We start from the raw sequence: 11,628 nt of genomic DNA, 5'->3' as shown, positions 1-11,628 counted from the left end.
ACGGGCCCACACACTACGACAACGCCTACAGCCCCGACACCGGCTTCCACACCCGAAAAGGCTGGGCCGGACGCACATAACCCCCACGACACGCCCGAGCGATGCCACACTTTCCTGCCGGTAACCCCAAAGTTGGCCCCCAACAACTTTGAACCAGACTTTCTCGCACCACAAAGCCGAAAAGTCGGGTTCAGTCCAACTCTTTTCGTCCTTTAAGGGAAGTCATCGCCCCAAGGCCCGAACCAACTACCCAGGGCCCGAGCGCGGGGAGCGAAAAACCCCGGGATCTTCACGATCCCGGGGTTTATTCCGCGGAGACGAGGGGATTCGAACCCCTGAATCGCGCAACACGATTAACTCCTTAGCAGGGAGCCCCTTTCGGCCGCTCAGGCACGTCTCCAGTACCGACAAGCCTAAAGCATGAACCCCGAGCGTTGAAATCGTGGACCCCAACACCACACAGGGCTCAGCCGGAGCCTGGCTCGAAGAGCAAGAGCTCCCGACGAAATCGGCCTGGCGGAGGGCGAGGGATTCGAACCCCCGGTGCCATTGCTGACACAGCGGTTTTCAAGACCGCCACCTTCGGCCACTCGGTCAGCCCTCCAGACTCGTTGATCTTACCCGACTGACACCACTCAGGCAGAGCACCGTCCGTTGTGTCTGTCACGACAGACGGCACTCACACGCCGCACTCAGCTACAAGCACCCGCCACGCTCAGTTATCAGCTCGAAGAAAACTCGCGTCGCACCACCTTTCCCATCTGGGCAAATTCCGGCGTCTCACACCCGAGGAAAACCCTGGTCGTGCTTTCGTCCTCGGGACTCTCGGCACCACAGCGCGCACCCACAGAAGAAGCCGCACCGAACCTCGTACGCAGGAAGAGTCCAGAGCGAACTTCACACGTGGGGCAAGTCGAAGCTCCTACACGGGAAAGACCCGCACCGCGCCTCGTAGCTCGCCAAGAACCTCACTGAGGAAAAGAGGCGGAGCAGAGAATCAGTGGCGACGGAAGAAACTGTTCCACGACTTCTTGTCCGAGGGCGCTTCCTTCGGCTTATCGAGCAGGTCTCGCGACAACGCCGAAGCGTAGGGTGGCCACAGGGGCACCCGCACGGCGAGCGTCGTCTGGATGGAGTGGTAAACATCCCAGGGCGAGCACTTCAGAGTTGCATACCTCTTGTTATTCGCGTCGAGACTGCGCAGCCACCGGCCGGGCTTGAGAATCAAGTAGTCGTTCACATAGTCGAGGAAGGAACGGTAGCAGTGCTCGAAGTGTTCGATTTCGCCGGGTGTGGCACCATCGTCAAGCATCGCACGACGGATTGCGACGGTCGCACAGATTCCCTCGCACACGACCCACTGCTGGTGTTCGTCCTCGCCCGTGACAGGGCTACCTTCAAAGTCGACTGAAGTTGCAAAACCGGGTTCCCCATTGTTACGGCGCCACCCATCGACGCGAGCCCGCTCAAACAGGTTGACAGCGCACTCCATGAGGTAATCGGGCTGGGGTCGGCCGAGTGAACGTAAAGCGGCGCGCAGCTGCAGCATGATGCGCGTCCACTGCATGGCGTGCCCGGTCACGTACCCGTGGTAGATGCGTCGACCGTCCACGTACCCTTCGGGTTCTTCGCCTAGGGGCTTCCAATTCTCGTCGTAGTATTCGGGAAGGCGAGAGCTCTTTTCAGCGGCGACCTTATTCGCGAAGGCTGCCATCTGCTCGGCCCGGTCGATCCACACTGGGTCGGTCGTCGCCTCCGCTGCCGCCAGATATGCCTCGGCCGTGTGCAAAAGGGTCCCCAGAGTGCGCCGAGGCAGCGCATGAGTGAAGGCCTCATCGTATTGGTCGCGCACGAGCCCATTCGGCTCGATCCAGTGCCGCTCCTGATCGTGAAGGGCGTCGTTGAGGAGTTCGTAGGCTCCCTGACGGTTCGCGACCGTCGCCGCAGCGAGGCCGAGGATCACATAAGCATTGTGGTACTGGGACTTCGAGCGACCCTCCTCATCCCAGGGGATGCCGTGACCGTCCTCGTCCGGCTCGGGTTTGATGGAAATCCACAAGCCCCCATTGACCGGGTCTTTGAAGTAGGTGCCGATGCTCTTGAGCGCATGGTCCGCGTAGCGCCGTGTTCCGGGCAGCCCCATGAGGACGCCGAGGGAGAAGACGTAGAGCATGCGCCCGGTGACGGCGAGGTCGATGCCTCGTTCAGGATCCGGTTCGCCCTCTTCGGTGAGATGAGCGAAACCCGTGGGGACGATCGCTCCTTCTGCTTCGGCGATCAGCGCCTGCATCTGCGTCGATAGCCATCTGTTGTGCTCAACGGAGTCAAACCACCCCACGAGAGCCTCCTTCGCATCATCATCGTTGCACCGTGAGTGACCGGCCTAACACAGCGTAGCGGCATATTTCGCCATCTCATATGACCATTGGCCAAGATCATCGCCTCGATGACTCCAAAGAGAACGAGGGGAGCGGAAGGAGAGTCTGCGAAGGGACAGTCAGAGCAGAACAGGAGACGAGGCCGAGGAGGGAGAGTCTGCGGAGAGACAGCCAGAGAAGGATGGGAACGTGGCCGGGCCTCGCCCAAGAAAGACGGGAGACGAAGACGGGGGCGGCGCGGTAGTAGCGCCCGAGAACGATGCGCCACTGACACCACACCCGAGAACGTCGCGCAATGGACACCAAACCCGAGAAAGCCGAGTCAAGGACACCAAGCCCAAGAAATGCCGAATCACGGACGAGGAGTCAAACGAAGAACGGGCCCGCTTCGCGAACACGGAGCCATTGCTTCACAAGAGCAAGGCCGGACTTCGAGAATCCCTTCCGCGAGCGCACCCAAAGTGAAACACTGTGGGCATGCATGAGAGAGCTGGCACACTTGCCCTTCCCGAAGACCTCATCAACGTCGAAGAGGTCCTGTCCGCCTATTACGACATCGAACCCGACCCGAGCATTATCGACCAGCGTGTGTCCTTCGGAACTTCCGGACACCGCGGATCCTCGCTCGACGGCAAGTTCAACGAAGCACACATCGTCGCGATCACCGCAGCGATCGTCGAGTACCGAGCGAGCCAGGGCATTGATGGCCCGCTCTTCATCGGCCGTGACACCCACGCACTGTCCGAGCCCGCCTGGCGCACCGCCCTCGAGGTTCTTGCTGCTGCGGGAGTGAGTGTGAAGATCGACTCGCACTCCTCCTACACCCCGACCCCCGCCGTGTCCGTGGCGATCCTCGGCGCAAATGGAGCCCCGCAGGCGCTGCGCACCTCCGGGCCTGGTCTCGCCGACGGTATCGTCGTCACCCCCTCGCACAATCCCCCGCGCGACGGCGGCTTCAAGTACAACCCGCCTCACGGCGGACCTGCCGACACGGACGCGACCGGATGGATCGCGAACCGCGCCAACGAGATCCTCGAGGAGGGCTGGCGCAAGATCCCGCGCATCATCGGCGCGCCGCTCTTCGAAGACGAGCACTTGGAGAAGTTCGACTACCTCACCTACTACGTCGATCAGCTTGACCAGGTCATCGACATAGATGCGATTCGCGAGGCCGGGGTCCGCATCGGCGCAGACCCCCTCGGCGGAGCCTCCGTCGACTATTGGGCGGCGATCGCGGAACGCTACGGCCTCGAACTCACGGTCGTGAACCCCGTTGTGGATCCGGCCTGGCCTTTCATGACGCTCGACTGGGACGGCAAGATCCGCATGGACTGCTCTTCCCCGAACGCCATGGCTTCCCTGCGTCGCGCCATGACACCGGACGAGAACGGCAACACCCCCTACGACATTGCGACCGGCAACGACGCCGACTCGGATCGTCACGGGATCGTGACGCCCGACGGTCTCATGAACCCGAACCACTACCTCGCGGTCGCGATCGACTACCTGTTCCAGCATCGCCCGGGATGGAAGGAGGATGCTGCGGTCGGCAAGACCCTCGTCTCCTCCGCCCTCATCGACCGCGTTGTCGCCTCAATGGGCCGCAAGCTCATCGAGGTCCCCGTTGGCTTCAAGTATTTCGTTCCCGGTCTGCTCGACGGCTCCGTCGGTTTCGGCGGCGAAGAGTCCGCCGGAGCCTCCTTCCTACGTAAGGACGGCACCGTGTGGTCGACGGACAAGGACGGCATCATCCTCGCGCTGCTCGCCTCGGAGATCCTCGCGGTCACCGGCAAAACCCCCTCGCAGTTGCACGCTGAACTGGTTGAGCGTTTCGGCGCCTCCGCTTATGCGCGCATCGACGCCCCCGCGAACCGCGAGCAGAAGGCGAAGCTCGCCGCCCTCTCACCCGAGGACGTGACCGCGACTGAGCTCGCGGGGGAGCCGATCACTGCTCGCCTGGTCCGCGCGCCTGGGAATGACGCTGCGATCGGCGGCTTGAAGGTCACGACCGAGAATGCGTGGTTCGCTGCACGCCCCTCGGGCACCGAGGACGTGTACAAGATCTACGCCGAGTCCTTCAAAGGCGCCGAGCACCTCGCCGAAGTCCAGGAGGAAGCGAAGAAGGTCGTCTCCGACGCCTTCGGCTAAGACACACTGATCTGGGGTGTCACCCCGATTTTTGGCCCCGTCCTCGTCCCGCTCGACGAGGACGGGGCCAAGTCTTCGAACACCGACACTCACGCGGAGCGGAGGGGATTTCTCTTCCATGCCCAGGAAATACGCTTATTCACCGATGAGGGCGTAGCGGCAGCTCGGGATCTGTAGTTCTGGAAGGTGTGGCGCGCGGGTTTAAGCAGAGCAGTAATGGTCACCCTCGAACCGCTCGCGTCTGAGTTCATGGCGCCCGAGTTTAAGGAGGGCTGTGATGACTGGAAGGCGGTCTTTGTCGCGCCCCGAAGGTAAGTATCCCTTCGAGGGTTACGTGGGCGTGTTAGATTCGAAACGTGATTGAACTGGATTACGCGTTCCTGGCTGATTACGCTGCGATTCAGGAATCAAAGCTGACCGCAGTAGGAGCGAGCTTCACTCGCATGGTAGTGCGCGAGATACCCAGTCAAATCATGCTCAGTGTTGCCGGTCGAGTTCGGGTATCGACGGATATTGATGAACTCAATCTCGCCATCAGGGCCACAGTTCCGCAGCAGAGCTATCAGTTGGATGGAACCTTGAGGATTTCCGACCTGAAGAACTTACCCGAGTATGGAGAAGGCAAACGCGGAGCAATGTTTGCACTACAGTTCAGTCTTCCCCTCATGGAATTAGGAACCTACGTGATTGAGGTTGACATCCTCGAGACTGAGGGAGTGGACCGCGTCCTCAAGTTTGAGGCCGTTTCTCTCTAAACGCCCATGCCTCGGATTAAACGCATCAGCTATCACGGTCGTCGAAGAGCGGCCGAACGGCAGATCAGCGAGCAAGAACTCCTTGAGGTTCTGAACGACTACTCCTTGTCGAGACCGGCAGCTAATGGCGACAGAATGCTCTTCGAGGGGTATGTACATGCTGACGGAAGCCGAGTGTGCGTCGTTGTATCCTGGCCCCCGGACGAGACTGACGGCGTCGTAGTGGTCACTTGCTGGCGAAAATGACTTTCTCAGACACTAGGGTGGAGGGCATGAACGCACAGACGATCAAGGTCGAGCTGGATTGGACGGCGCGAGCGTGCTACATCCGTCTGTCGGATGCGACCGTCGCACGCACAGAACCCTTTGACGACGATATGTGTCTGTTCGTTGATCTGGATGATATGGACGAGGTTGTCGGAATTGAGATTCTCGACCTGGATCGGGATATTCCGCTGAGTGACTTGTGTCGACAGTTTCATATCCGTGAGAAGAGAGCGGCGATGATCGCTCACCTTTTGCCTAGCGTCACCAAGACTCCTCTGTTCACCGTCGTGGCAGACCCGGTGATTGGCCACGGTCAGACCATCACCATGCAGAAGAACACCTCCCGGCTTGCACAGCATTAGTGCGACAGTCCGCCGAGGGCAGTCTCGGAGGCCACAGGGATCGCGGATCCTGCGATCACGTCACCTCCGATGATGAGGGTGGTCGCGTACCGCACAGCAAGTACTACATGGAGACTTCTGCACAGGGACACACCACCTAACCCTCGTTACCACTAAAGACTGCGCCAACACCGTCATAGCCAACAGCAGCTCGTTTTGAGCGGCTCCACGGTCACCAACTGAGGATCGGCAGAGTCTCGACAAGGCGGGGAGGCGCTCAAGCTCAGCCGAGCTGCGGGTGCGCGATCTGACACGAAGGAGTGAGGTTTTCGCACTTGCTGGTCGATAGGATCAACGGGTGCTCGGCCCCTATCTCGACGTCTTGAAACTCGACGGCTCTTGGAAATTCTCCCTCGCCGGACTGATCCTGCGCCTACCGATGTCGATGACCTCCATCTCCATCGTCCTGCTCATCAAAGCAAGCTACGGGAACTACTCTCTCGCGGGCTTCATGGCAGCCCTCAATGTCATCGCAACCGCACTATGCGCTCCCATCATCGCCCGCTACGTCGATCGTTTGGGCCAGCGTAAGGTCATGGTTCCGCTCCTCACAATCGAGGTCGCGGCGAACGCCGCTTTCCTCCTTGGCGCAATCATGCACGCCTCCCCAGTCCTCGTAGCTCTCATCACCGTCATCGCGGGTGCAACGTGGGGAGCTCCCGGAGCCTTCGTGCGAGCCCGATGGACGAACGCACTGAAAGACCACCCCAAAGGCCTGACGACCGCCTTCGCTCTCGAGTCCGCCATCGACGAGTTCGTCTATATCATCGGCCCTGTCCTTTCAACGGTGCTCGGCACGCTCTTCCACCCCGGTGTCGGTCTCGTCCTCATCTGCCTATTCCTCGGGGGCGGCGGATTCTGGTTCTTCTCGCAGAGCGCCTCCGAACCCGCTCCCCGTCCCAAAGTCGAAGGACAGCATCACCGTTCGGTCCTGCGCAATCCCGCTGTGATCGTCATGGTCCTCACCTACATCGCAATGGGCTCCATGTTCGGCGCAAACGATGTCGCCGTCGTCGCTTTCGCCGCTGCCCTCGGCGCCCCCTCCATGTCGGGCGTTCTCCTCGCTTTCTTTTCCATCGGGTCACTGCTCGCGGGCCTGTGGTACGGCTCGCGAAAGTGGACGCAGCCACTGTGGAGCCTCTTCGCCTTCGGCGTCGTGCTTCTGGCGATCGGCACCTCGACCTATCTCTTGGCCCATTCGATTCCCGTCATGGCGCTCGTCATGACCCTAACGGGGATCACCTGCGCGCCAACAATGACGAATGTCAACACTGTGATCGCGAGGATCGTCGCACCCGAGCGCCTCACCGAGGGCCTGACCTGGGTTGGTACCTCTCTCAATATTGGCTTGTCCCTCGGCTCGGCCATGGCGGGCCCTGTGATTGATGCCGGTGGGGCCCGCTCCGGCTACTTCGTCATGGTGGGCGCAGCTTGGGTGATGGTTGCGATCATGGTCCTCGGTCTTCCTTCCCTGCGTCGGGCGACCACCTCACTGCACCCCAGGATTGAAGAATAAGGCCCGTGTACGAGGGGCCTTGTCTTCTCTTCATCGCAAATTCGGGCAGAATAGGCCTGTCCCGCTAGGAGGCCCATGTTCGCCAGACCACTCATCGACGATGAGTCACCGTCCCTGCTTCTCACCCTGAGTTCCTCTTTCGGGGAAGCGGGTTCGAAAGCGCTCTCCAGATTCCTGAGTGAATGGGGTTTTCACCCGGGGATCGTTGGCTTCGGCGGCCACGGCTCCACTCACCGCGCGCGCGTCCTCGGCCGCGTCATCATGGAGCGCTCCGGTGATGAACGCTCCTGGCTGGCGCAACGGCGCGGGTGGCGTCAATTCTTCGACGCGCAAGTCCCCCGCCAGCCCGTCCTCGTCACCGTTGGGGATCAAAAGCGCATCGCCTTCGCAGATCGGGGCGGCTATATCGACCTGTCCGTTTCAGGACACGGTCTTGCGGCGGGGTGGCACAGCGCGTGGATGCAGGTTCTTCACGAGGGCGATGTGCGCGCTGCTGGTCTTCACGAGGGCGACGCCCTCTACTCGGCCCCTACGAAGAAGGGCCTTGTCAAGGAGCGCCCCCTAGAAGACCCTCTCCCCGGCGACAAGGTCTCAAATGGGGTCTGCGCGCTTGAGCCTTGCTTGGATGAGTCCCTCCCAGGCGAGACCTGGCTGGACGAGGCCTGCACCTTTGAGCCCTGCTTGGACAAGCCCTGCCCGCATGAGCCCTGTGACTGTCAGTCCCCTGCGACTCATCGTGTCGGCAGGGTGCGCGCGGGGACACCCGTGTCCGTCGCGCTACGCATTGTCGGCGACGAGGAGCGGATCGGCGTCGTCTCAGACATTGACGACACCGTCATGGTGACAATGCTGCCGCGTCCCCTCGTCGCAGCGAAACACTCCTTCGTCGACCGCGTCTCCGCACGCGAAGCCGTGCCCGGAATGGCGAACTTTCTTCGCTGCCTCGCCCGGAGGGGAGCTCGCGGACGCGCTGTGGCCACCGAGTATGCGCCTGCCTTCGGCGCTCCCATCATCTACCTGTCAACCGGAGCGTGGAATGTCGTGCCCACTCTGCGCGATTTCCTTCAACGCCTCGGCTACCCGCGCGGCGGATTCCTCATGACGGATTTTGGACCGTCGAACACCGGTTGGTTCCGTTCTGGACCCGAGCACAAGCGGCGCGAATTGCGTCGGCTCGCCCGTATGTTCCCGACGATGAAATGGTTCCTCGTGGGCGATGACGGGCAGCACGACCCTGAAATCTATGCCGAGTTCGCCCGCGAGTTCCCACTCAATGTTGCGGGGATCGCGATTCGTTCGCTTTCCGAGATCGAACAGTTCCTCTCGCACGGCACCTTTGAAGCTCTTGTTCCCGATGCCCTATGGACCGTTCCCCGCAGGATTCCAGTGTGGTTCGGTTCAGACGGGGACGCCCTCGTCAAGGAGATCCACGAGGGCGGGATCTCCCGGAATGAGAGGCCTTGAAATGAAGGGTGCGGGGCTGAGGGCTGCACGGTGAAGGGGCTGCTCGAAGGGGGATCTCTCGGCGCCCACGCTCTGTTTCCCCGCTGTGATGTTTACCCTGCCCTGGTTCCCCTGCCCTGTTTTCTGAGGGACCCGGTTATGAAGAACCTGGCTACGGGGACCTGCTTCCTCTGGGAACACTTCTCCGCACTAGGGGAACGCTTTTTCTCCGCCTAGTGACGCCTCACGGGAGGACACAGAATCTGCAACTTGCTCCCGTGAACACCTCGTGAGCTGACATGGGCTCTGCCGCCTGCCCCGGTGAACACCTCGTGAGCGGACACAGAATCTGCAGCCTGCCCCAGAGAACACCTCGTCTCCAGCACGGGGAGAGCTCTGCTCCACCCTGGGAACGCCTCCGGGCCGCGTGTTCTCCTTCAACACTCCCCATAGAACAGCTCGACCCCATTCAGATCTCCAAGCAGCCAGGGGAGCTCAAAGGCCGCAACTGTCCTCAACGCCCCTCCGGCAAGTTCACAGCTCAAAGCCGCAAGCAGCCCGATCCCCTACCTTGGTTTTGAGCTCGCAGCTCGAGCTTCAGTTCTCCGATTGCGAATCGGCGTCCGACTGTCCTTCCGCAGAATCTGATTGCGCAGCCGCCAGCTCGGCCTTCTTCAGACTCTCCTCCGAAAGGGGAAGACACCCCGAAGGCCCCTTCAAGGGGTCCTTCGATTCTGCGATACGGCCGACCTCATCGGAAACGGAGGAAGAATCGTAGAAAGTCCCCAAGAGGACCGTCACCGTCTTATCAGTCGACTCACTGAGAACGACCTTCGACTTCGGGAAGAAACGAGCAACCGTATACGCCTCATCCACTGCGGCCGGGCCAACGTCGATCTGCACGACTCCAGCGTATTCAGGGCTGGCATTGCTCGGCTCGAGAGGCTCATAACCGGCATTGACGAGCAGAGTCGTCGCCTCACTGGCCAAGCCCTGACGCGAAGTCGTATTGAGGACTCGCACCTGAATCGTCGAGGGATCAACAGGAGTTGCGCCCTCGGCCGGACACGGGATCGTCCCCGGGGTCGCGTACTTCGTGCCCTTGGAGAAGTCATTCGCGAAAGGCACAGGAATCAGCCCAGTCAAAACGAGGAGACTGATCAGCGCGAGGGCGAGCATCACAGCTCCAGTCGAAGCGAAGACGATGTTCTGTCGGCGCTGCCTTTGCTTGAGGAAACGCTGACGCGGAGTGAGGGGATACGAAGTCACAAGACCAACCTACTTCACCCAGAGTCAACACCGGGAGTGCGACACATCCTGCACCCATCTCGGGCACTCCTTGACCTGGCGCGCTAGCGTTGGCCCATCCGTCGAGCTTCATTGAAAGGACCAGCATGGGTTTCCTGAGCAACGATCTTCTCACGCGCATTCACGAGCGCGCTGGCGCTCACGACCTCGCAAATGAGTTCCCCGTGGATGACCTCAAGGATCTTCGAGAAGCGGGGTACCTCTCAGCTTTCGTGCCGGAAGAGTACGGAGGCGCAGGACTGAGCCTGGAGGAGATCGCGGCCGAGCAGACTCGCCTCGCAAAAGCGGCTCCGGGCACCGCCCTGGGCATCAACATGCACCAGATCATTGTCGGCCTGGGGCGCCACCTCCTTCGTAATGGGAACCCTCGTGGTGAGATCATTTTGCGCGACGCCGTTGCCGGTGAGCTCTACGGTTTCGGTATTTCTGAACCTGGCAACGACCTCGTCCTCTTCGGCTCCATCACGAAAGCCCTACCCGACTCTGAGGGCGGCTATTCCTTCGAAGGAGTTAAGGTCTTCACCTCCCTCGCTCCGGTGTGGACGCGCCTGATGACCTTCGGCCGCGATGATTCGGGGGAAGACGGGCCACGCTCGGTATTCGCGATTCTCAAGCGCGAGGACGGGGGCTTTTCAATCAAGGACGATTGGAACACCCTGGGTATGCGCGCCACCCAGTCGAATACGACGATCCTCGAAGGCGCATACGCGCCCGAGGATCACATCCTCACCCGCTGTGAGCCCGGCCCCTCGAAAGACCCGGTCGTCTTCGGCATCTTCTCGCACTTCGAGATTCTTCTCGCCGCAACCTACATGGGCATTGGGGAACGCGCGATCGAGGTTGCGGCTGAGCACGTCAAGACCCGTCGCTCCGTGAAGAACCAGAGCGTGTACGCCAATGATCCTGATATCCGTTGGAGGATCGCCGAGGCCGCCATCACCATGAATGCCGTCGGCCCGCAGATCCGCGAACTCGCCCGAGACATCGAAGGGGGCGTAGATCGGGGTCCGATCTGGATGCCGCAGCTGTCTGCTGTGAAGAATGCTGCTGCGGAGGCGAGTCTGCGTGCGGTTGAGCAGTCGATCCGTGCCTGCGGCGGAGGCGCCTATTACAACGGACACGAGCTTTCTCGCCTTTACCGGGATGTTCTGGCTGGGCTGTTCCAGCCCAGCGACCAAGAGTCGTTGCACGGTGCGTGGGCGAAGGTGGTCCTCGGACCCGTCACCGAATAGTCCTGGATTGTCCTGGTGTTTGGTGGTCCCTGCCTTTACTCGCCCTCTGGACACTCCCTGCCTTGCCTCCCCGCGCTGGGCGACCCCTGCCTTTACTCGCCCTCTGGACACTCCCTGCCTTGCCTCCCTGCCCTGGGCAACCCCTGCCTTTACTCGCCCTCTGGACACTCCCTGCCTTGC

9 protein-coding genes and 2 tRNA genes are annotated in these 11,628 nt (G+C 61.1%); 7 read left to right on the top strand and 4 right to left on the bottom strand.

All coding sequences use genetic code 11. The features are described from left to right. Nucleotides 1-312 precede the first annotated feature (312 nt). The 3 genes from JFX23_RS05235 to JFX23_RS05225 form a co-directional block, all read right to left on the bottom strand. Nucleotides 313-400 (bottom strand) — tRNA-Ser (locus tag JFX23_RS05235). A 114-nt stretch (nt 401-514) separates the two neighbouring features. After that, nucleotides 515-604, bottom strand: a tRNA-Ser gene (locus tag JFX23_RS05230). A gap of 393 nt (nt 605-997) precedes the next feature. Next, the gene (locus JFX23_RS05225; protein WP_198776015.1) at nt 998-2,338 is read right to left on the bottom strand and encodes an AGE family epimerase/isomerase; all 1,341 of its coding nucleotides are present in this window, start codon (nt 2,336-2,338) and stop codon (nt 998-1,000) included. Between the two features lie 517 nt (nt 2,339-2,855). On the opposite strand from JFX23_RS05225, the gene pgm reads away from it, so the two are divergent. The 6 genes from pgm to JFX23_RS05195 all read left to right on the top strand — a co-directional run bounded on the left by pgm (nt 2,856) and on the right by JFX23_RS05195 (nt 8,929). After that, complete coding sequence (gene pgm / locus JFX23_RS05220; protein ID WP_198776014.1) at nt 2,856-4,526, top strand: phosphoglucomutase (alpha-D-glucose-1,6-bisphosphate-dependent); 1,671 nt, start codon at nt 2,856-2,858, stop codon at nt 4,524-4,526. 356 nt (nt 4,527-4,882) lie between these two features. Next, nucleotides 4,883-5,281, top strand: a complete 399-nt coding sequence (locus tag JFX23_RS05215; protein ID WP_005962513.1) for a DUF6941 family protein — start codon at nt 4,883-4,885, stop codon at nt 5,279-5,281. A gap of 6 nt (nt 5,282-5,287) precedes the next feature. Then, a complete protein-coding gene (locus JFX23_RS09640) occupies nt 5,288-5,527 on the top strand; it encodes a DUF4258 domain-containing protein (RefSeq protein ID WP_131247193.1) in 240 nt (79 codons plus the stop codon). Between the two features lie 26 nt (nt 5,528-5,553). Next, nucleotides 5,554-5,910 (top strand): DUF2283 domain-containing protein, encoded by a 357-nt coding sequence (locus tag JFX23_RS05205; protein WP_131247195.1) that lies wholly within the window; start codon nt 5,554-5,556, stop codon nt 5,908-5,910. A 337-nt stretch (nt 5,911-6,247) separates the two neighbouring features. After that, entirely contained in the window at nt 6,248-7,465 is a 1,218-nt protein-coding gene (locus tag JFX23_RS05200; protein ID WP_198776013.1) for an MFS transporter, read from the top strand. Nucleotides 7,466-7,540: 75 nt separating this feature from the next. Then, nucleotides 7,541-8,929, top strand: a complete 1,389-nt coding sequence (locus tag JFX23_RS05195; RefSeq protein ID WP_198776012.1) for an App1 family protein — start codon at nt 7,541-7,543, stop codon at nt 8,927-8,929. 576 nt (nt 8,930-9,505) lie between these two features. Here JFX23_RS05195 and JFX23_RS05190 read toward each other — a convergent pair. Continuing rightward, nucleotides 9,506-10,177: a LytR C-terminal domain-containing protein gene (locus JFX23_RS05190; RefSeq protein ID WP_198776011.1), complete on the bottom strand. Its 672-nt coding sequence runs from the start codon at nt 10,175-10,177 to the stop codon at nt 9,506-9,508. A gap of 125 nt (nt 10,178-10,302) precedes the next feature. On the opposite strand from JFX23_RS05190, the gene JFX23_RS05185 reads away from it, so the two are divergent. Then, a complete protein-coding gene (locus JFX23_RS05185) occupies nt 10,303-11,448 on the top strand; it encodes an acyl-CoA dehydrogenase family protein (protein WP_198776010.1) in 1,146 nt (381 codons plus the stop codon). Nucleotides 11,449-11,628: the final 180 nt, after the last annotated feature.

This window comes from Schaalia cardiffensis, assembly GCF_016405145.1.
Classification (GTDB): Bacteria; Actinomycetota; Actinomycetes; order Actinomycetales; family Actinomycetaceae; genus Pauljensenia; species Pauljensenia cardiffensis.
The sequence above is the reverse complement of the archived record's forward strand: the minus strand, read 5'-3'. Positions and strand labels throughout refer to the sequence as shown.